Origin of the sequence: Blattabacterium cuenoti (assembly GCF_014251955.1) — a bacterium.
Taxonomy (GTDB): Bacteria; Bacteroidota; Bacteroidia; order Flavobacteriales; family Blattabacteriaceae; genus Blattabacterium; species Blattabacterium cuenoti_L.
This window is the reverse complement of record NZ_CP059203.1, coordinates 87,173-109,539: the sequence shown is the minus strand read 5'-3', so window position 1 is coordinate 109,539 and position 22,367 is coordinate 87,173. Positions and strand designations below refer to the sequence as shown.

22 protein-coding genes and 1 tRNA gene are annotated in these 22,367 nt (G+C 25.8%); 6 read left to right on the top strand and 17 right to left on the bottom strand.

Annotated elements, in window-relative coordinates; all coding sequences use genetic code 11:
• Positions 1–43 precede the first annotated feature (43 nt).
• From gldE to H0H53_RS00445, 5 genes are all read left to right on the top strand, one after another.
• Positions 44–1,375: a gliding motility-associated protein GldE gene (gene gldE, locus H0H53_RS00465; RefSeq protein ID WP_185870584.1), complete on the top strand. Its 1,332-nt coding sequence runs from the start codon at positions 44–46 to the stop codon at positions 1,373–1,375.
• Between the two features lie 108 nt (positions 1,376–1,483).
• Positions 1,484–2,122, top strand: a complete 639-nt coding sequence (locus H0H53_RS00460) for a tetratricopeptide repeat protein (protein WP_185870583.1) — start codon at positions 1,484–1,486, stop codon at positions 2,120–2,122.
• A gap of 16 nt (positions 2,123–2,138) precedes the next feature.
• Positions 2,139–2,627, top strand: a complete 489-nt coding sequence (gene ribH, locus H0H53_RS00455) for a 6,7-dimethyl-8-ribityllumazine synthase (protein ID WP_185870582.1) — start codon at positions 2,139–2,141, stop codon at positions 2,625–2,627.
• On the top strand, positions 2,620–4,395 hold the full coding sequence (gene mutL / locus H0H53_RS00450) for a DNA mismatch repair endonuclease MutL (protein WP_185870581.1): 1,776 nt from the start codon (positions 2,620–2,622) through the stop codon (positions 4,393–4,395). Before ribH ends, mutL begins: the two co-directional genes overlap by 8 nt.
• Entirely contained in the window at positions 4,396–5,085 is a 690-nt protein-coding gene (locus H0H53_RS00445) for a rhomboid family intramembrane serine protease (RefSeq protein ID WP_185870580.1), read from the top strand.
• Positions 5,086–5,090: 5 nt separating this feature from the next.
• Here H0H53_RS00445 and lepB read toward each other — a convergent pair whose 3' ends face one another.
• Both lepB and dapB read right to left on the bottom strand, forming a co-directional pair.
• Positions 5,091–6,611 carry a signal peptidase I gene (lepB, locus tag H0H53_RS00440; RefSeq protein WP_185870579.1) on the bottom strand — a complete coding sequence of 507 codons (1,521 nt, stop codon included), beginning with the start codon at positions 6,609–6,611 and terminating at the stop codon, positions 5,091–5,093.
• 10 nt (positions 6,612–6,621) lie between these two features.
• Positions 6,622–7,329, bottom strand: a complete 708-nt coding sequence (dapB, locus tag H0H53_RS00435; protein WP_185870578.1) for a 4-hydroxy-tetrahydrodipicolinate reductase — start codon at positions 7,327–7,329, stop codon at positions 6,622–6,624.
• Between the two features lie 151 nt (positions 7,330–7,480).
• On the opposite strand from dapB, the gene H0H53_RS00430 reads away from it, so the two are divergent.
• Positions 7,481–7,567, top strand: a tRNA-Leu gene (locus H0H53_RS00430).
• 236 nt (positions 7,568–7,803) lie between these two features.
• Here H0H53_RS00430 and ilvA read toward each other — a convergent pair.
• From ilvA to atpE, 15 genes are all read right to left on the bottom strand, one after another.
• A complete protein-coding gene (gene ilvA, locus H0H53_RS00425; RefSeq protein WP_185870577.1) occupies positions 7,804–9,072 on the bottom strand; it encodes a threonine ammonia-lyase in 1,269 nt (422 codons plus the stop codon).
• Between the two features lie 37 nt (positions 9,073–9,109).
• Positions 9,110–10,186: a ketol-acid reductoisomerase gene (ilvC, locus tag H0H53_RS00420; RefSeq protein ID WP_185870576.1), complete on the bottom strand. Its 1,077-nt coding sequence runs from the start codon at positions 10,184–10,186 to the stop codon at positions 9,110–9,112.
• A 46-nt stretch (positions 10,187–10,232) separates the two neighbouring features.
• A complete protein-coding gene (locus H0H53_RS00415; RefSeq protein WP_185870575.1) occupies positions 10,233–10,562 on the bottom strand; it encodes an acetolactate synthase in 330 nt (109 codons plus the stop codon).
• A gap of 42 nt (positions 10,563–10,604) precedes the next feature.
• Positions 10,605–12,305, bottom strand: a complete 1,701-nt coding sequence (gene ilvB, locus H0H53_RS00410) for a biosynthetic-type acetolactate synthase large subunit (protein WP_185870574.1) — start codon at positions 12,303–12,305, stop codon at positions 10,605–10,607.
• 9 nt (positions 12,306–12,314) lie between these two features.
• On the bottom strand, positions 12,315–14,000 hold the full coding sequence (gene ilvD / locus H0H53_RS00405; protein WP_185870573.1) for a dihydroxy-acid dehydratase: 1,686 nt from the start codon (positions 13,998–14,000) through the stop codon (positions 12,315–12,317).
• Between the two features lie 276 nt (positions 14,001–14,276).
• Positions 14,277–15,458 (bottom strand): tRNA 2-thiouridine(34) synthase MnmA, encoded by a 1,182-nt coding sequence (gene mnmA / locus H0H53_RS00400; RefSeq protein WP_185870572.1) that lies wholly within the window; start codon positions 15,456–15,458, stop codon positions 14,277–14,279.
• A gap of 109 nt (positions 15,459–15,567) precedes the next feature.
• Positions 15,568–16,686 (bottom strand): molecular chaperone DnaJ, encoded by a 1,119-nt coding sequence (gene dnaJ / locus H0H53_RS00395; RefSeq protein ID WP_185870571.1) that lies wholly within the window; start codon positions 16,684–16,686, stop codon positions 15,568–15,570.
• Between the two features lie 30 nt (positions 16,687–16,716).
• Positions 16,717–17,325, bottom strand: coding sequence for a nucleotide exchange factor GrpE (locus H0H53_RS00390; protein ID WP_185870570.1), 609 nt, complete (start codon positions 17,323–17,325; stop codon positions 16,717–16,719).
• A gap of 114 nt (positions 17,326–17,439) precedes the next feature.
• Positions 17,440–18,432 (bottom strand): tryptophan--tRNA ligase, encoded by a 993-nt coding sequence (gene trpS, locus H0H53_RS00385; RefSeq protein WP_185870569.1) that lies wholly within the window; start codon positions 18,430–18,432, stop codon positions 17,440–17,442.
• Between the two features lie 73 nt (positions 18,433–18,505).
• Positions 18,506–19,387, bottom strand: coding sequence for an ATP synthase F1 subunit gamma (atpG, locus tag H0H53_RS00380; RefSeq protein ID WP_185870568.1), 882 nt, complete (start codon positions 19,385–19,387; stop codon positions 18,506–18,508).
• Between the two features lie 20 nt (positions 19,388–19,407).
• Positions 19,408–20,991 carry a F0F1 ATP synthase subunit alpha gene (gene atpA, locus H0H53_RS00375; protein ID WP_185870567.1) on the bottom strand — a complete coding sequence of 528 codons (1,584 nt, stop codon included), beginning with the start codon at positions 20,989–20,991 and terminating at the stop codon, positions 19,408–19,410.
• Between the two features lie 6 nt (positions 20,992–20,997).
• Entirely contained in the window at positions 20,998–21,114 is a 117-nt protein-coding gene (locus tag H0H53_RS03105; protein ID WP_262887282.1) for a F0F1 ATP synthase subunit delta, read from the bottom strand.
• Positions 21,114–21,560 carry a F0F1 ATP synthase subunit delta gene (locus H0H53_RS00370; protein WP_262887281.1) on the bottom strand — a complete coding sequence of 149 codons (447 nt, stop codon included), beginning with the start codon at positions 21,558–21,560 and terminating at the stop codon, positions 21,114–21,116. The genes H0H53_RS03105 and H0H53_RS00370 overlap by 1 nt, the downstream gene beginning before the upstream one ends.
• 64 nt (positions 21,561–21,624) lie before the next feature.
• The gene (gene atpF, locus H0H53_RS00365; RefSeq protein WP_185870566.1) at positions 21,625–22,119 is read right to left on the bottom strand and encodes a F0F1 ATP synthase subunit B; all 495 of its coding nucleotides are present in this window, start codon (positions 22,117–22,119) and stop codon (positions 21,625–21,627) included.
• Between the two features lie 18 nt (positions 22,120–22,137).
• The gene (gene atpE / locus H0H53_RS00360) at positions 22,138–22,365 is read right to left on the bottom strand and encodes an ATP synthase F0 subunit C (protein WP_185870565.1); all 228 of its coding nucleotides are present in this window, start codon (positions 22,363–22,365) and stop codon (positions 22,138–22,140) included.
• Positions 22,366–22,367 lie beyond the last annotated feature (2 nt).

The following is a 22,367-nucleotide window of genomic DNA, read 5'->3' as shown; positions in this document are numbered from 1 at the left end:
AAATATACTATATATATAATTTTTTTTATCAAAATTAAATCTCTTGGAAAAAGAATCTTCGACGAATATTTTTTTCGAAAATACTTTCTATATTCAAATAATTATTTATTTCGTATTAATAATAATATTATTATTATTCTCTGCGCTAATATCTGGATCAGAAACTGCTTTTTTTTGTCTAGAAAAAAAAACTATTAATAGAGAAATAAAAAAAAATCCTTCTCTAGGAAATAGAATTTTAAATATTCTTAATAATAGAAAAAAACTTTTAGCTACAATATTAATTTCTAATAATTTTTCCAATATTGGAATTATTTTATTAAGTTCTTATTTAATTACAATATTTTTTCAAGACAGATATATATTTTTTTATAAAATTTCTATTCCCATTAACTTTCTTTTAGAAGTGGTGGTACTCACTTTTTTTTTACTTCTATTTGGAGAAATAATTCCAAAAATATACGCTAGTAAAAATAATTTTCGTTTTGCTCTTTTTATGTCTAAAACATTAATTTTTTTAAGCAATATATTGAACCCTATTACTAAAATGATGATTCTAATTTCTAGATTCATAGATAAAAAGATTAATCAAAAAAAAAAAAATATCATTTCCGTTGATCAGCTTTCAAAAGCATTAAAAATTGCATCTTCAAGTCAAAAAAACATTAAAGAATGTCAATTTTTACAAAAAATTGTTGATTTTGGAAATACAGAAACACATCAAATCATGACTCCAAGAATAGATATGTTTTCTTTGAACAGAAATACATTTTTTCCTAATGTATTAGAATTAGTTCGTTATCAAGGTTTCTCTCGTATTCCTGTTTATAAAGATAGTATTGACGATATAGAAGGAGTCCTTTTTGCTAAGGATCTTCTTCCATTTATTCATGAAAAAAAATTTGAATGGACAAAATTAATTCATCCTCCTTTTTTTGTTCCAGAAAACAAAAAAATAGATGATCTTTTAAGTGATTTTAAAAAAAGAAAGATACATCTTGCGATTGTCGTAGATGAATATGGAGGAACTTGCGGAATAGTAACTCTTGAAGATGTTATTGAGGAAATTGTAGGAGATATTATTGATGAATTTGATGAAGAAGACATGTCTTATTCTAAGTTGAATCAAAATAATTATTTATTTGATGGAAAAACTTCTTTAATTAATTTTTACAGAATTATGGAAATAGAAGAAGAAGTTTTTTTTGAAAAAGAAAAAGGAGATGCAGATACTTTGGGAGGATTTCTTATGGAAATCAATAAAGAATTCCCAAAACAGGAACAAAAAATAAATTTTTTAAATTATTCTTTTATCATAAAAAGTATAGATAATAAAAGAATAAAAAGTATAGAAGTTTTGAGAAAAAAAGACTAAATTATTTTTTAATTACTGATTTTATTTATTGTTTGTATATGAAAAAAGATTTTCATGTTTTTATTTTATACACATAAAAAACAAGATAATTAAATTGTGAATTGTCGTATGTTTCTAACTTTTGAGAAAAAAAAAATTAGAATTTTTTTTTATAGCATTATTTTTATATTTATAATAGGAGGAATGTCCTTTTTTTACAAAAAGTTTTTTTTGTCTCCATATGAGGAAGAAAAAGCATTAAAAGAATTAACTTACGCTCAACAATATCTTTCACAAGGACTCATCAATAAGGCTTTAAATGATAATAAGAAAATTAAAATCAATTACTTGGGATTTTATGGAATTGTGAAAAAATATCCTTTCACCAAAGCAGGAAATATTTCTAAATATTATGCAGGAATTTGTTATTATAAGTTAGGACATTATAAAGAATCTATAAAAATGATGAAAGATTTTTCTGCAAAAGACGAAATTTTATATGCTATAAAATATGGAATAATAGGGGATGCTTTTTCACAAATAAGGAATCAAAACGAAGCTTTAAAAAATTATGTTCAAGCAGCCAAAACAAGAGAAAATGAAATCACCACTCCTCTTTATTATTATAAAGCCGCTTTAATTGCCTTTTCTATGAAAAGGTACAAATATTCTAAATATTTCCTAAAAAAAATAGAAAAAAAGTATCCTTTTTTTTTATACAAAGAAAATGTAACTAAATATCTCATGTTTATTGACAATAAATTATAAAATTTTCTCTTTAAGTATGAAAAAAAATCCTATTATATATCAATATGAAAATAATGAAAAAATAAAAGATTTAAAATTTGCAATTATTGTTGCACAGTGGAACAATGATATCACTAAAAAATTATATCAAGGAGCTTATAATACTTTAATTCAATTAGGAATTTTAAAAGAAAAAATAAAACTTTGGAAAGTTCCTGGAAGTTATGAACTTATTTATTCTGCTAAAAAAATAGCTCATTGTTATAATTTTGATTCTATTATTGTAATAGGATCCATTATTAAAGGAGAAACTCCTCATTTTAAGTATCTTTGTCAAGCAGTTTCACAAGGGATCAAAGATGTAAATATACAATACGATGTTCCAGTTATATTTTGTGTTCTTACCGATAAAAAAAAACAACAATCTTTTGATAGATCAGGTGGAAAAAATGGAAATAAAGGTATAGAATGTGCAAAAACAGCTTTAGATATGGCTATTTTTAAAAAAAATCTATCAAATGAATAAGGATTTGATTCAATTTTTACCTAAAAATGTTATTAATCAAATTGCTGCTGGTGAAGTAATAGAACGGCCTTCTTCTGTATTAAAAGAACTTTTAGAAAATGCAATAGATGCCAAGGCTAAAATAATTGATATCTTTATAAAAGATTCAGGAAAAACGTTAATTCAATTAATAGATAATGGTGAAGGAATGAGTTTTAATGATGCTAAAATGAGTTTTCAAAGATATTCTACCTCAAAAATAAAAACAAATGATGATATTTTTAGGATTAAAACAAAAGGATTTAGAGGAGAAGCTTTAGCTTCCATAGCTTTTATTTCTCAATTAGAAATACAAACAAAAAATAAAGAAAGTGGAGTTGGAATTCATCTTTTTGTAGAAGATGGAAAAATGAAAAAACAAACTTCCATAAATATGCTTCAAGGGACAAGAATTTCAGTAAAAAACATTTTTTACAAATTTCCAGCTAGAAGAAGATTTTTAAAATCTTCTAGAATAGAATTTCAACATATTGTCAATGAATTTTATAAAATAGTTTTATCTCATAGAGATATTATCTATAGATTTTATCACAATGACAAAATTATTTTTTCTTTGAAAAAAGCTTCTTTAGAAGAAAGAATAAAAGAAATTTTCAATAATCATAAGAAAATATTCATTCCTATTTTAATTAATAAAAAAAATATAATTCTTATAGAAGGATTTATTAGTAGTCCAGATTTTTCAGAAAAAAAAGGAAATCAATTTTTATTTGTTAATCAACGTTGTATAACAAATACACTGTTACATAGAAACATTCTTCATGCTTATGATGGAATCATAAAAAATTTAAAAACAATTTCTTATTTTATTTTTATTCATATGGATCCTTGTTTAGTGAACTGGAATATCCATCCATCAAAAAAAGAAGTCAAGTTTGAAGAAGAAGATAAAATTTGTAAGATTCTTCAACAAGAAATTAAAAACATTTTGTGTAGTCAATATAAAATTAAAAAAAATGAATTAGATAATTCAAATTTATTATTATCCTGTGATCTCATGAATCAAAATAATTCATTTTTGAATCATTATTATAATTCTTGTTTTGAAGAACTTTCATATCAAGAAAAAATAATTCAATTAGAAAATTGGTTTCGTAATATGAAAGAATCAGATATTTTTCTTTTTAAAAAGGATATTCACTTTACAAATGAATTATCTAATTATGTACTAGATGAAAAAAATCTAAAAACTTTCCAAATGAGTGGAAAATATATAATTTTTCCATTAAATAATGATTATATCATCTTAGTAGATCAACATAGAGCTCATCAAAACATTTTATTTGAATTTTTTTTCGAAAATTTCGAAAAAAAATTGATCAGTCAACAGTTTCTTTTTCCAATTGAAATGAAACTTTTAAAAAATGAATTAATTTCATTAACTAATATTAAATATGATTTAATAGAAATAGGATTTCATTTATATTTATTTAATAAATCTATATATTTATATTCTATTCCTGAAAAAATACATCAAAACATGATAATTGATATTTTTCAAAAAATTCTAACATATAATTTTGTTAAAGGAGAAAAAAATAATAAAAAAATACTTATTAAATCGATATCTAAATCTGCTGCTATAAAATACGGTACAAAATTAAATTCAGATAAGATGGAATATTTAATACGAGATTTATTTTCTTGTAATAATCCAAATTATACATATTCGGGAGATCCTGTATTTTTTGTTTTAAATAACAATTTTTTTAAAAAAACAATTTTGTAAGTGAATTTTTATATATCAAATTTTAACTCATATGCTGTAAAACATTTAATTAGTATCAATGTCCTTGTATATACAGCTACTTTTGTTTTTTCACAATATAAAATAGAAAGTATTCTTTCTTTATATCATCCTTTTGATGATAGATTCGAATTATATCAAATTTTAACTCATATGTTTGTTCATTCTAAACGTTTTTTTTTACATATAATTTTTAATATGTTAGCTTTATTCATGTTTGGAGGACAAATGGAAACTTTGCTAGGAATAAAAAAATTTATGATAATATATTTTTTATCAGGAATTTTAGCAGCGTTATTTCAACTAGTTTTTAATACTAGTGTTATGTATTATTTTGTTCATTCATTAGATTTTACTCAAGCAAAAAAAATACTTGACTATTTGAATGATGATCAGAAAATAAATCTCTATACTTCTATGTATTCTCCTATGATGGGATCATCTGGAGCTGTAAGCGGAATAGTAGGAGCATTTGCTAGATTTTTTCCAGAACACAAAATTTTTATTTTACCATTTCCTTTACCAATCGCTGTACGAAAAGCTCTTTTAATATTTATTTTCGGAAGTTTTATTTCTGCAATTTTTAATTTAGCACCTGGAGTCGCACATTTTGCTCATATTGGAGGAATATTATCTGGTTATTTTATAGGAAGTTTTTTTTATAAAAAATAAAAAAATCACAGATTATTTATTTTTCTTTTTTTATGATTTATAAAAAAAGAATATAACAAATAAAATATTAAAAACACAAAAAAATAGAATAAATAAGAATTTGTTCCATCTATGGAAGTCATAGTACGATTCCATCGTAATTTCCAATTAAAAATATTTAAAGGATTTTTTCTATCCCAATCAATACTTATCCATATAAATATAGGTTTCCCTACTATATGATCTTCTGGAACAAACCCCCAATAACGAGAATCAAAAGAATTATGTCTATTATCTCCCATCATAAAATAATAATTTTTTCTTATTTTATAAAAATTATTATTGTTAACAATGAATTTATAATTACTTTTTTTTATAAAATTCTTTTCTGATACTATAATATCATAATAAATATGAATATTTTTTGAATTTAATTTAATAATATCTCCTTTTTTAGGAATAGATAATGGTCCAAAAAAATCTCTATTCCAACCAAAATGATTTGGAAATATAGAATCTTCTTGAAAATGATTTGGCAAAATATATTTTTTTATAAAAACTATATTCTCAAATAGATTTTTTATTTGGAAAACTTGTTTTTCTGTTAACATAATTTGATAGAAATATTCTTTCTTTTTTTCTCCTATAATTTCAACATCTTCAATATCCATCTTCTCTTTAAGAAATTCTATATTTAATGGGATATCTTTTGTTTTTATAAGATAAATTTGTTGTTTTTCGAAAACATTCTTTTTATAAGATTCTTCTTTTTTATGATTCACAAATAAGATGCCATTTCTTATAGAAAGAATATCTCCTGGTAATCCTACACAACGTTTAATATAATTATCTTTTCTATCTATTATTTTATGATTTAAATCTTTAGGAAAATTAAAAACAACAAGATCATTTCTTTGTATAGATTGTATAGTAGGAAACCGAAAATAAGGCCATTGAAAAAAAGAAATGTAAGATTTTATTTTTCCTCCAAAAATAGTGTTATGAGTAAATGGAATAGATATAGGAGTTATAGGCATTCGTAATCCATAATGAATTTTACTCACTAATATAAAATCACCGACCAACAAAGTTCTTTCCATTGAAGAAGTAGGAATGGCAAAAGGTTGAACTATATAAGTATGTACAAGAAAAGAAAAAATTATAGGAAATAAAATTCCTGTATTTTCTTCTTTTTTTAATTTTCTTATTTTTGATAATTCGGTATTATTGGAATAATTTATATAGTATAGATATACACCCAAAGATAAAAAAAATAAAAAAATATATTTTTCTTTTCCAAAAGAACGAAGTAAATCTATCCATAAAAGAACAAAAAGAACAACGCTTGTCAATGGAACGAACAAAAGAAATATATACCAAATAGATCTATTAAAAATTTTTAATAAAATAACAATATTATATATTGGTATTATTGATTTAAAAAATGTTATTCCTAATTTTTTTAAAAGTCTCCACGTTCCTAATACATGAATAATATGCTCAAATAATAAAAAAAGAACACTATAAATAAGATAGTGAGATAACATAAAACATATTTTATGAGATTCCTAATACTTCTTTCATAGAAAAAACTCCTTTTTTATTTTTTATCCATTCTGCAGCAATAATAGCTCCAATAGCAAATCCTTCCCTGCTATGAGCTATGTGTTGAATCATTATATTTTCTATTTTAGATTGATATGTAACTACATGTGTACCTGTAACATTTTGAAATCTTTTTGAAAGAATCAATATTTTCTCTTTTTCTTTATTTTTATCCAAAATCCATGTTTTTTTCATTTTATTATTGATAATAGCCTTTGCTAAAGATAAAGCTGTTCCACTTGGTTTATCTATTTTTTCTTTATGATGAGTTTCTTCTATTTTCACTTCATAATCCATAGAATATGGAGATAATAATTTTGACAGTTTATGATTAATTTCATAAAAAATATTCATTCCTATACTAAAATTAGAAGAATATAAAAAAGAACCATTATTTTTTTTGCATATTTCTTTAACCAAATCAAATTTTTCTAACCATCCTGTCGTTCCACATACAATAGGAATCTTGTTTTCTATACAAATTTTGATATTGTTAAATGCAGTATCAGGATGACTAAATTCTATTGCAACATCTGATTTTTTCAATGAAATGGGAGAGGGACTTTCATCAGAAATAAGTGAAATTTTATGATTTTTTAATTTAGCTATTTTTTCTATAGATTTTCCCATTTTCCCATATCCTATTATTGCTATTTTCATATTTTTTTTTATTTTTTTACTTTAGAGAAATATTAAACAATCAAATATAGATCTAGTTTTTTTTCTTTTTTATTGAAATTTTTTTAGTTTAAAATTGTTTATATTTATTATAAAAAAAATCTGGAAAAAATTTTCTATTTTTTAGATGCATGCCCACGTGGTGAAATTGGTAGACACGCCACTTTGAGGGGGTGGTATCCGTTTTTAGGATGTGCTGGTTCAAATCCAGTCGTGGGTACATTGGTCTTTATTTTTTTATTGGAATGGAATTGGATAATAAATTTTGCTATTTATTTTATTGTCTTTCTTTTTGTTTGTTGTATAATAATAATATAATGTCGCTATGTATGTATGTAGAAAAATAATAAAATTAAGAATAACATTACTCTACTCCTACTCCCTAAGTAAAATAAATCAATCATAAAAAAAAGATAATAGTCTAGAAGATAGTAAGGTAAGGATAAAAGGAATAAATCATATTAAAATACGAAATAAATCTGGATTTTTATTTAAATATTGAAAATGGACTTTATATTTTTTCATTCTTCCTAAGAATCCGGAAAACTCATTTTTATCTGATAATTCTATTCCTATAACTGCAGGTCCTTCTTCTTTAGAGGTTTTTTTTGAATATTCAAAATAAACAATATCATCTTTTGGACCTAAAATATTATTAACAAATTCTTTTAAAGCTCCAGCTCTTTGTGGAAATTTTACAATAAAGTAATGTTTTTTTTCCTCATATAAAAGAGATCTTTCTCTTATTTCTTCTGTTCTTGTTATATCATTATTTCCTCCACTTAATATACAAACAATAGTCTTTCCTTTTATTTTTTTAGAATAAAAATCTAATGCCGCTATTGAAAGAGCTCCAGCTGGTTCTGCTACAATAGCCTCTAAATTATATAAATCTAAAATAGTGGTACAAACTTTTCCTTCCGGTACGGTTTTTATTTCATATAATACTTGATTACATATATTAAAATTTAATTCTCCTACTTTTTTTACTGAAGCTCCATCAATAAATCTATCTATTGTTTTTAATTCTATAATTTTTCCTTTTTTTAAAGAATAACTCATAGAAGGAGCTCCTTGAGGTTCAACTCCTATAATTTTAGTTTTTGGACTAAATTGTTTAAAATGACTTCCCACTCCAGAAGCCAAACCTCCTCCTCCAATAGGAAGAAAAACATAATCTATACTTTTTGAAGTAGATTGTTTTAATATTTCTAATCCTATAGTAGCTTGTCCTTCAATAATTTTTATGTCATTGAAAGGATGAATAAAAACTTTTTTATTTTTTTTGCAATCTTTTATTGCCTCATGACTGACCGCATCAAAAGTATCTCCAATCATAATAATTTCAACATATTCTTTTCCAAACATTTTTACTCTCTCTACTTTTTGTTTAGGAGTTGTACTAGGCATGTAAATTTTTCCTGGAAATTTTAATTTTTTACAAGAATAAGCGACCCCTTGTGCATGATTTCCTGCACTTGCGCAAACAATTCCTTTTTTCAGTTCTTTTTGAGAGAGACTTTTTATTTTATTATATGCTCCTCTAATTTTGTATGAACGGATAATTTGTAAATCTTCTCTTTTCAAAAAAATATTAGATTGGTATTTTTCCGACAAAATTAAATTTTTTTGCAGTGGAGTTTCATAAATAATATCTTTTAATATGTTTTTCGCTTTTACTACTTCTTCGTGAGAAGGAAAATATTTTTTGAATTGATTTTTCAATTTTCAAAAAAATTTTTTTTTGTATAATTAATTGAATCTAACTGTTCTTTTTTTTGTTGTAAGAACACTTTTTTTTTTCTTCTGGTCTAAGATTACGAATAATTTTTCCTACTTCCCACAATTCACTATTGTGAATACTTTGTAATTCTTTCTTTAATTTCATTCTGTAATCAATATGACTATTTGAATCTATGATTCTTTTCGCTTCTCTTCCTGAAGAAACTTCATTATATAATTGTCTAAAAACAGGTAAAGTCACATCCCTAAATTTTTTCCACCAATCTAAAGCGCCTCTTTGAGCTGTTGTAGAACAATTTGAATACATCCAATCCATTCCTTTCTCAGAGACTAATGGCATAAGACTTTGAGTTAATTCTTCTACTGTTTCGTTAAAAGACTCTGAAGGAGAATGGCCATTTTCTCTCAAAACATGATATTGTGCAGCAAAAATTCCTTGTATTGCTCCCATCAAGGAACCTCTTTCTCCTACCAAATCAGAATAAACTTCATTTTCAAAACTTGTTTCAAATAAATATCCAGATCCAATTCCTATTCCTATAGAAATAGTTTTTTCTAAACTTTTTCCACTATAATCCTGATAAATAGCATAACTAGAGTTAATTCCTTTTCCTTGCTTAAAAAGTCTTCTTAAACTAGTTCCTGATCCTTTAGGAGCGACTAGAAAAATATCTATATTTTTTGGAGGAAAAATTTTTGTTTTATCACAAAATGTTAATCCAAATCCATGTGAAAAATATAAAGATTTCCCTTCAGTAAGGGATTTATTCAGTGTAGGCCAAAAAGAGATTTGACCAGCATCTGATAAAAGATACATAAGGATAGTTCCTTTTTTAGAAGCTTCTTCCAATGAAAACAGATTTTCTCCTTCTATCCATCCATCTTCTAAAGCTTTTTTCCAAGAAAAAGAATTTTTTCTTTGTCCTACAATAACTTGAAACCCATTATCTTTTAGATTTAAAGATTGACCAGGTCCTTGAACTCCATATCCCAATACGGATATAGTTTCCTTATTTAATATTTCTCTCGCTTTCCATAAAGGAAATTCTTCTCTTGTAATAATAGTTTCTTCTACAGGTCCAAGTTTAATTTTCATGATTATTCAATATTAAAAAATTTATTTTTTTTTACTTTTTAAAGAATTAAGATGTAGCTATCGGAAAATCTATTTTTTTCCATGAATGTTCTCTGGTATTTTTTTCTTTTTTTTTAAAAAAGTAAACATGAATTATTCCTATTAGTTTTTCAATTGATTTTGTGACTTTAATTAATTGTCCTTCATGACATTTTAAATCAATAACATATCTACTAGCAGCAGCATTATTATCAATAATACTTTCATGATAATTAGAATTAGATACATTTATCTGTGTCATTTTTAAATTTCTACGATTAAATAGAAGAAGTATTCTACTTAACAATCTTGTTTGATTTTCTCCTCCTAAAATTATTATTCTGAATTTATGCTTCATGGTTGTATTATTATTTTTTTTTATTTATTACTTCAAAATTTTTTATGTTAAACGGATTTCATCTACAGCAGAACCTACAGGAATCATGGGAAAAACATTGTCTTCCTTTTCTATAACTACTTCTAATAAAAAAGCTTTTTCTTCTTCTTTATTCAGTGCTCTTTTTACAGATATTTCTAATTTTTCTCTTTTACTGACTCTTTCCGATTCAATATTGTAAGCATTAGCTAACTTAACAAAATTTGGATTCACTAATTCTGTACAAGAATAACGTTTATCAAAAAAAAGTTGTTGCCATTGACGAACCATCCCTAAAAAATTATTGTTTAATAATATAATTTTTACAGGAATATTGTTTTGCAATATAGTTCCCATTTCTTGGATCGTCATTTGAATTCCTCCATCCCCTACAATACAAATTACCTGTCTTTTTTTTGCTCCTAATTTAGCTCCTATAGAAGCGGGTAAAGCAAACCCCATAGTTCCTAATCCTCCAGATGTTATCTGACTTTTTTTACAAGTAAAATCAAAATATCTTGAAGCAACCATTTGATGTTGTCCTACATCTGTTACAAGAATAGCTTTTTCTTGTTTATATAAGTTGATCCATTTGATCACTTCTCCCATGGTTATTCCTTTTTTTACAGGATTAAGATCCTCTTTAATAACAGTATTTTCTTCTTTTTTTTTCAAATAAAAAAACTTTTGAATCCATTTTTCATGAGTTTTTTTCTTAACATAAGGAATCAATTTTTTTAAAGAAATTTTACAATCTCCTAAAATTGAGATATTGCATAATATATTTTTGTTGACTTCAGAAGGATCTATTTCCAAGTGAATGATTTTAGCTTGTTTTGCATATTTTTTAACATCTCCAGTCACACGATCATCAAAACGCATTCCTACAGCAATAAGAAGATCACATTGATTTGTTAAAACATTAGGAGCATAATTTCCATGCATTCCTAACATCCCTACATATAAATGATGATTGCTTTTTAATGCACCTAATCCTAAAAGGGTACTAGCTACTGGAATTCCTGTTTTTTCAATAAACATTTTAAATTCTTCTTCTGCATGAGCTAAAATTACTCCTTGTCCTACAAGGACTAAAGGTTTTTTAGATGTATTGATTAAATCAGATGCTTCTCTGATTTTTTCTTTATTTATGCAAGGATATGGATGAAAATTTTTTACATATTCACAACGGTTATACTGAAATTCAGTTTTTTGAAATTGGGCGTCTTTGGTTATATCTATTAATACAGGTCCTGGTCTTCCTTTTTTAGCTATAAAAAATCCTTTCTGAATAGATTCACAAATATCTTTAGCTTTTAAAACTTGAATATTCCATTTTGTTACAGGAATAGAAATATCTATAATATTTGTTTCTTGAAAAGCATCAGTTCCTAAAAGATGAGAGGATACTTGTCCAGTGATACACACAATAGGAGTACTATCTATTAATGCATCTGCTAATCCAGTAATTAAATTAGTTGCCCCAGGACCTGAAGTCGTAAAACATACCCCTATTTTTCCTGTAGCTCTAGCATATCCTTGTGCGGCATGAATAGATCCTTGTTCATGACGCATTAGAATGTGAGAAACTAAATTTAAATAATTGTGTAAAGCATCATATATAGGCATAATAGCGCCACCTGGATAACCAAAAATATATTCTACATTTTCATATAATAGTGTTTTTATTACTATTTCTGAACCAGAAAATAATCTTTTTTCCATATCCATGAATTAAAATTGATCTGTGATACAACCTTTAGAAGCTGGAGATACTGTTTTTATATATTTATATAGATATCCTTTTTTTATTTTTAGTAAAGGAGGAGTCCATTCTTTTTTTCTTTTTTGTATTTCTTTTTCTTCTACTTCAAGTGTAAGAGTATTATTTTCTGTATCTATTTGAATGATATCCCCATTTTTAATAAAAGCTATTAATCCTCCGGATTGTGCTTCTGGAGTAATATGTCCGACAACAAAACCATGTGATCCTCCTGAAAATCTTCCATCTGTAATAAGAGCTACATTTTTTCCTAATCCAGACCCCATAATATAAGACGTTGGTTTTAACATTTCAGGCATCCCTGGACCCCCTATAGGTCCTACATATCTAATGACAATGACCTCTCCTTGTAGAATTTTATGATTTAAAATAGCTTTATTGGCATCTTTTTCTGAATCGAAAACATTTGCTTTTCCACGAAAAAAAGTTCCTTCTTTTCCAGTAATTTTGGCAACAGATCCTTCTGGAGAAAGATTTCCGTATAGAATTCTTATATGTCCGTTTTTTTTTATGGGATTATTTAAAGGATAAATAATTTTTTGATTAAAATTGATATTGGGAATATTTTTCATATTTTCATATAAAGTTTCTCCAGTAACTGTTAAACAATCTCCAGATAATATTCCTTCATTTAATAAATATTTTATAATAACAGGAATTCCTCCAATGTTATTATGAATATCCTCCATTAAAAAAATTCCACTTGGTTTTAAGTTTCCAATGAGAGGAACCTGATTACTAATTTTTTGAAAATCTTTTAAAGTAAAATTGATATTTGCAGATTTAGCAATAGCTAAAAAATGCAAAATAAGATTGGTAGATCCTCCTAAACACATTGCGAATTTAACTCCATTTTCTATAGAAGTTTTTGTGACAATATCTTTAGGTTTTATTTTTTTTTCTAAAAGATTTTTAATAAATGTAGATACTGTTTCACATTCTCTTTTTTTATTTTTACTGATTGAAGGAGAAGAAGAAGAATAAGGAAGCATCATTCCCATAGCTTCTAAAGCAGAAGCCATTGTATTTGCCGTATACATACCTCCACAAGCTCCTGGACCAGGACAGGAATTTTTTACAATATTTTTGTATTCTTCTTCGGATATTTTACAGGTATTTTTTTTACCTAAAGCTTCAAAAGAAGAAACAATATCTAATTTTTTTTTATTATAAAATCCTGAAGAAATACTTCCTCCATAGACAATAATAGAAGGTCTATTCAATCTTAGTAAAGAGATCATCACTCCTGGTATATTTTTATCACATCCAGGGATAGCTATAACTCCATCATAATGATGTGATTCGACCACTGTCTCTATACTATCCGCTATTAATTCTCTAGAAGGAAGTGAAAATCTCATTCCCGATGTCCCCATAGTAATTCCATCACTTACTCCAATAGTGGTAAATTGAAATCCTACTAGATTTTGATTGATGACTGATGATTTTATTTTTTTTCCAAGTATATCTAAATGCATATTACAAGGATTTCCCTCATACCAATTGCTCACTATTCCTATTTGGGCTTTACAAAAATCTGATTCTTTCATCCCTGTAGCATATAGCATAGCGTGTGCAGCTGGTAAATTCGTATTTTGTGTAATTTTTCTACTAAAATTATTAATTTTTCTTTTCATGATATGTTTTATAAATCAAAAAGCCCTACTGAATTAATTATCAAGTAGGGATTATAAAATAAATACCATTTGACAAGAATATTTCAAAGATTAAAAATTCCAAGAAAAGATTTTTACAAATCGTAAATTATATAATATGCAAAAATATGAAAAAAATATATTATATAAAAGTGTTTTATAGGGTTTAATTTTAATAAAATTATTATATTTTACAGATATTAATGAATATTTTAAAATTTTGCAATGATGAATATTTTGAAAGAAAGTATTTTGTCATTATGAGATAATTCCGGATCCTATTAATTCTTTTTCTATGTACCATACTGCAAATTGTCCTTCTGTGATAGCACATTGCATTGTTTCAAATTCTATTAACATTCCATTTTTTATTTTATATAATTTTGCATTTTGTAGTGGTTGTCTGTAACGGATTCTACAGAATACATTCATTTTTTCTCCATCAAAAATAGCAAGATCTTCTCTTATCCAATGAATATCTTTTTCCTGAATAAATAAAGATTTTCTATATAAACCAGGATGGCTTTTCCCCATTCCTGTATAAACAATATTTTGATTGATATCAGTTTCAATCACAAAAAGAGCTTTTTGATATCCTCCTAAGGAAATTCCTTTACGTTGACCTATTGTAAAATATTGTGCTCCTTTATGATATCCAATCAATCTTCCATCTGATTTTTTATATCCTTTTTTTTGGGATAAAAAAAATAATTCTTCTTCTTTTGACAAAAAGGATTTATTTTTTTTATGGTATATCAAAGCATTTGAATCTATATTGATGATTTCTCCTCTTTTTGGTAAAATTTCTTTTTGAAGAAATTTGACTAAGTGAATTTTTCCTACAAAACATAACCCTTGAGAATCTTTTTTGTGAGCATTACACAATTTATTTCTTTCCGCTATTTTTCGTACTTGATTTTTTGTCAATGTTCCTAATGGAAAGAGAGATTTTTTTAATTGATATTGTGTTAATCTACATAAAAAATATGATTGATCTTTATTGGAATCCTTTCCAATAAAAATACGATAAATAAATTGATTATTTTTTATCATTGTTTTTTTATTAACATAATGACCTGTAGCAATAAAATCTGCACCTAAATCAATGGCTTTTTTCAAAAAAACATTAAATTTTATTTCTTTATTACACAAAATATCTGGATTAGGAGTTTTACCAGATTTATATTCATTAAACATATAATTAATAACAGATTCTTTGTATTCTTTTTTCATTTCTACGACTTGAAAAGGAATATTCAATTTTTGAGAGACCAACATGGCATCAATACTATCTTTCCATAAAGAACATTGAGTCTCAAAAATGGAATTTTCCCAATTATGCATAAATAAACCAATAACCTCATAACCTTTTTTTTTGAGAAGTAAAGCGGCTACACTAGAATCAACTCCTCCTGAAAGTCCTACTATCACTCTTTTCATAAAAAAAAATGATTGATTATCAATCAATAAATAAGTCAATGAAAAATTTATTTTTTTTATGTAGATGGTATAATAAAAAAAAATAAGAAATTCTTAACTCTTAAGTTATTTAAGAAAACATTTCTCGTACGCGATCAAAAAAAGATTTTTCATAATTTCCAGGATGAGGTAAAAAATTTTCATTTTTTCTCATTTTTTCGAAAAATTTTCTCTGTTCTTCATTAATTTTTTTGGGAGTCCAAACATTAACATGAATTAGAAGACTTCCATATCCATATCCTTCAATATTAGGTAATCCTTTGTTTTTTAATCTAAGAGTTTTTCCTGACTGTGTTCCTGGATCTATTTTAATCCGTGCTTTTCCATTGATAGTTGGGACTTCTTTTGAAGCCCCTAATATAGCATCTGGAAAAGAAATATATAAATCATAATGAAGGTTACTTCCTTCTCTTTTTAATTTAGGATGAGGAATCTCTTCAATTAATACAATCAAATCTCCAGGAATTCCATTAAATGGAGCTTCATTTCCTTTTCCAGAAACTTTCAATTGAATTCCTTCTGTCAAACCTTCAGGTATTTTTATATTTACTAATTCTTCTTCTTTAATTAATCCATGTTTATTAGCTCCATAAGGAATATTTTCAATATTTTTACCCGTTCCGGAACATATGTGACACTGAGAGGTTGTTTGCATTTTTCCTAGAATTGTATTAGTAACACGTGTAATTTGACCCGTTCCATTGCAAGAAGTGCAAGTTTTAAATTTCACTCCATCAGCAACTTTCATTCTTTTTACTTTCACTTTTTTTTCTATTCCATTGGCTATTTCTTCTAATGTAAGTTTGACTCTTATTCTAAGATCACTTCCTTTAATAGTTCTATGTCGTGTAGATTTTCCAAATCCAAAACTTGAAAAACCTTCCCCAAAAGCGTCAGCAAAAATATCTCCAAAATTTGCAAAAATATCTTCCATATTCATCCCTGATCCAGATCCACTTTCTCTGACTCCAGAATGTCCAAATTTGTCATAACGTTGTCTTTTTTCTGGATTGCTTAAAATTTCATAAGCTTCAGCAGCTTCTTTGAATTTTTCTTCAGCTTTTTTTTTGTTATCTAAATTTTTATCAGGATGATACTTAATTGCTAATCTTCTATAAGCTCTTTTAATTTCTTCTGAAGAAGCATTTCTAGAAACACCTAATACTTCGTAATAATCTTTTTTCACCATGAAATAAAAGTTAATAAAATAATTATTTACCTATTTACCGGTAATGACTTTAGCATGTCGTATAACTTTTTCTTGAAGGAGATATCCAGATTCTATAATTTCTAAAACCTTTCCTTTAAAATTTTCTGTAACAGCTGGTATTTGTGTTATGGCTTCATGGAAATCCGTATTAAAATCATCTCCTTTTTTTATTTTTATTTTTTTTAATCCTTTTTCTTTTAAAATTTTTATTAGTTTTTCTTGTATAAGAGATACTCCTTTAATAAGGAATTCATCTTTAGATTTTTTCAATTCTTTAAGACCTCGTTCAAAATCATCTAAAATTGGAATTAAATCTATAATAATTTGTTGATGAACAGTTCTAAAAAGATCAAATCTTTCTTTTTGAATACGTTTTTTAGAATTTTCAAATTCTGCAAAAATACGCATAAATTTTTCTTTTTCTTTCTTTAATTCTTCTTTAAGAAATTCTATTTCTTTTTTTAATGGATTATGAATCTCGTTTTGACAAGAAGAAGGGGAAGAGGGAGTCGTAGTAGTAGATTCAGATTTAGGAATATTATTATCGTTATCAGAATCAGAAGAAGAATATTGATTTCCTTCTACTTGTTTTTCAGTATTTTTTTTATTTATATCCATAATATAAAAAATATTTACGACACAATTCTATTCTATGTATATGTATGTATGATGTATTAACCGCAAAATATTTGCCATATTCTATCATTGTGTCATTATGGCATATAATAATTTTTAATAAGGGGAAAAATTAAAATTTTTTCGAATAAAATTGAGTCTTTCACAAGCTATATTTTTTGCTTTTTTGGCCCCTAAATAGAGAATTCTATCTAACAAAGATTTATTTTTTATCAAAAAAAAAAATTTTTCTCTTTCAACTGAAAATCTTCTGATGATACATTCATATAATGCTATTTTTGCCTCTAAATATCCATATCCCCCTTTTATATATTTTTCCCTCATTTCATCCACTTCATTGATAGAAGCTACAAGTCTATATAAAGACATTACAAAATCTTGATCCGGATTTTTTTTGTCTTTTAAAGACTTATTATCTGTATGAATACTCATTATTTGTTTTTTTAAAGTATCATCTGAAGAAAAAATATTAATACAATTTTTTTTTGATTTGCTCATTTTTTTCCCATCTGTACCAGGAACATAAGATCCAATTTCTTTTTGCAAAAATGGATTAGGTAAAACAAACAGTTTCTTTCCTATTTTTTGATTGAAACGAGAAGCGATACGACGTGCTATTTCAATATGTTGTAACTGATCTTTCCCCACAGGAATTATTTCTGCATTATAAAGTAAAATATCAGCTGCCATTAGAATCGGATAAGTAAATAAACCTACATTCATTTTGAAATGATTATTTTTTTTTTTTTCTTTTTTAAAGGAATGAGATAATGTCAATCTTTTATAAGGGAAAAAACAATTAAAATACCAAGCTAATTCGGTTACCTCTGCTGCAACATCAGATTGTCTATACAAGATACTTTTTTCCGTATTCAATCCGAAAGCTAACCATGCTGCAACTACTTTGTAGGTGTTATCCCTAATTTTTTTCACATCTTTTACCTGTGTTAAAGAATGCAAATCTGCTACAAATATAAACGAAGAAAAATTTGAATGATTAGCTATCTTGATAGAAGGAATGATAACTCCTAAAATATTTCCTAAATGAGGAGTTCCTGTACTTTGAATTCCTGTAAGTATTTTTTTCATAATTTTTCTAAAATAATTTTTCCCTACTTACTACTACTACTTAATATTAAGATTATCCTATCCTAAGAACGAACTATTTTAAAGCTTCTAATCCACTAATAATTTCAAGTATTTCTTTAGTAATTGTTATTTGTCTTTCTTTATTATAATTCAATATAAGATTCTTTCTGATATCAGATGCATTTTCTGTGGCTTTATGCATAGAGATCATACGTGCTGTATGTTCTGAAGTGAATGATTCTAATAATCTTTTGAAAAATTTCACATTCAGATATTTTGGAACAATACAATCTAAAATCATTTTTTTAGATGGTTCTAAAATGGGATCTGGTTTTTTTGAAAAATCATTATAAACAGAAAAAGGAATTGGAAGAAATTTTTCTACAACAACTTCTTGAAAAAGAGTATTTTTTAAATGATTATATATTAAAAATATTGAGGAAATTTTTTTAGATAAAAAATCTTCAATTAATTTTATTATAAAAGGATATGTCTCTTTATATTTATAAGTATAATGACTTACAAATTGTTTGTTTCCATCATAAATTTTATATCTATGTTTTTTGGATAAAAAATCCAATCCTTTTTTTCCTATAGAAAAAAAAAGACATTTATCATGTATATTTTCCTGAATAATTTTATGAATTTTATCAAAAATTAAGGAATTAAATGACCCACATAAACCTCTATTAGAAGTTATTATTAAAAATAATCGTTTTTTTTCTTTCTTTTCTTTAGAAAAGAAATACTTATTTTTTTTTAAACTATCTTTTTCTTCTGTTAATAAAAAATATTGAAATAGTTTTTCTATATATTCTGAATATTTTTTAATATGTGAAAGCGATTTTTTAGATTTTTTTAATTTTACAACAGAAATCATTTTCATAGATTCTGTTGTTTTCAAAACAGAATTTATGGATAAAATTCGTTTTTTTGTCTCCTTTGGATTAGACATAAAAAATATTTTTTAAAAAATTAAGATGAATAATATTTTTCGCTTAGTTCCAAAGCTGTATCTTCTAAAATTTTAGACAATTCATCATTAAAAATTCCATTTTGCAAAGAATTCAATAATTCTTTGTGTTTTTCATTTAAATAAAAAAGATATTCTTTTTCAAAATCTTTTATCTTTTCAATAGGAATTTTGTTTAAAAGATTTTTTGTACCAGCATAAATAATGGCAATTTGATCAGATATTTTATATGGATAATGAGGTTTTTGTTTTAATATTTCTATATTGATTCTTCCTTTTTGTATAATTTTCATAGTTTCTGGATCTAATTCAGATCCAAATTTTGAAAAAGATTCCAATTCTCTAAATTGAGCTTGATCCAATTTTAAAGTTCCAGATACTTTTCTCATAGATTTTATTTGAGCAGCTCCTCCCACACGAGAGACAGAAATACTTTCATTAATAGCTGGACGTATTCCAGAATGGAATAGATCTTTTTCTAAAAAAATTTGTCCATCGGTTATAGAAATCACATTAGTTGGAATATAAGAAGATACATCTCCAGACTGGGTTTCAATAATAGGAATTGCTGTTAAAGACCCCCCCCCTTTAATATGACCTTTTATTGATTCTGGAATATCATTCATTTTTTCAGCTATATTTTGATCACTGATTATTTTAGAAGCTCGTTCTAATAAACGAGAATGTAAATAGAAAACATCTCCTGGATATGCTTCTCTTCCGGGAGGACGACGTAACAATAAAGATATTTCTCTATAAGAAACAGCTTGTTTAGAAAGATCATCATAAATCACTAAAGAAGAACGCCCCGTATCACGAAAATATTCTCCAATAGCTGTACCAGAAAAAGGAGAAAAAACCTGTATAGATGCAGGTTCGGAAGCATTTGAAGCTACTACAATCGTATAAGGCATAGCTCCTTTTTCTTCTAATATTTGAATCATTCTAGCTATTGTAGACCCTTTTTGACTTATAGCAACGTAAATACAATAAACTTGTTTCTCCGTTTCATAAAATTCCTTTTGATTAAGAATAGTATCAATTGCGATAGTCGTTTTTCCAGTTTGTCTATCTCCAATAATCAATTCTCTTTGTCCTCTTCCGATAGGAATCATAGAATCTATAAATTTAATTCCTGTTTGAAGTGGTTCTTTTACAGGTTCTCTATAAATAACCCCTGGAGCCTTTCTTTCTAATGGCATTTCAAACAATTCTCCTTCTATAGGTCCTTTTCCATCAATAGGATTTCCTAATATATCGACCACACGACCTAACATCCCTTCTCCTACTTTTATAGATAATATTTTTCCTGTACGTGTGACAACATCTCCTTCTTTAATTTCTTTGTACGGATGGAGTAACACTATACTGACATGATCTTCTTCAAGATTCAAAACTATCCCTTTTATTCCAGAATGAAATTCTACCAGTTCTCCAGAAAAAACAGAATTTAATCCAAAAGATTGGACTATTCCGTCTCCTACTTGAACAACAATTCCTGATTCAGATAATTTTGATTCAAATTGAAAATCATATAATTGTTTTTTAAGAATCGATGATATTTCAGAATATTTTAAATCGGACATGTAAAATTAATTTTTAAACATTTTTTGAATATCAAGTAATTGTCTTTTCACACTGAAATTCCACTCTTTATATCCTATACGTAACAAAAATCCTCCAATAACAGATTTATCAACTTTATTGATTATGTGATATTTTTTTTTTTTGTTTTTGTATTCTTTTTTTTTTCTGATGAAGAAATAATCTTATGAACAATCATTTTTTGATGATCCGTATTTAAAGGAAAAGAAGAAGTGAGAATACATTTTACAAATCCTTTATTTTCTTTATATATATTTTTATATTCTAAAAAAATCTCTTTCAGAAGAGATTCTCTTTTTCGTATAACTAGAAGTTTTAGAAAATGAAAAAGAAAAAAATCAAAAGGATGAAAAACTTTTTCTAAAAAAAGTATTTTTTTTTCATTACTTAATAGGGAATTAGTAAAAAACTTATTGAAATCAATATGTTGAGACAATAGAAAAGATACTTTTTTAATTTTATAATAAATGGAATCTCTTTTGTGGGTTTTCACAGAATATTCAAAAAGAACTCTAGCATAATGTTTCGTGATTTTTTTTTTAAAAAACATATTATTAATGAATTCGTTATTAGTAAGTGTTATAAAATAAATAATAGGGAGTGAGTAAAAAAAATTACAAATCATTGATTAATTTTCTTATGAATTTTTCTTGTTGATTCGTTTTTTGGTTTTTATCAAACTCTTCTTTTAATATTTTTTCAGCTATTTTTATGGAAATATCACCTATTTTATTTTTTAATTCATGTATTGCAACTTTTCTTTCTATTTGTAACATCTTTTTTGCTTCTTGAATTATTTTTTTTTTCTCAAGTAATCCTTCTTTTTGAGCTTTATGTTTAATCTCTTCTTTTATCTTAATAGCTTCTTTAAGAAGAAAATCTCTTTTTATCCGTATTTCTTTCAAAATTTTATTTTTTTGATTTTCTATATCTTTTAATTCTTTTTTAACTTGATCAGCTTTTTCTATAGAAATTCTAATTTTTTCTTCTCTTTGATCAACAAATTTTATTATTGGTTTCCAAGCATATTTAGAAAGAAATAACATTAATATCAAAAATATAATTGTCTGCCAAACAATTAAACCAATAGAAGGAGTTAGCAAATCCATGAAAAATTATTTATTATATTATTTAAACACGGTCAACAAAGCTGTCACTATCCCAAAAAGAGCTGCTCCCTCAATCAGAGCTGCAGCAATAATCATTGCATTTTGTATTTTCCCTGAAGCTTCAGGTTGTCTAGAAATAGCATCCATTGCAGAACTTCCAATTTTACCAATTCCTAGTCCTGCTCCTATCACTGCAAGACCAGCTCCTAAAGCAGCTATCCCTGAATAAGTTAAATCTATATCCATAA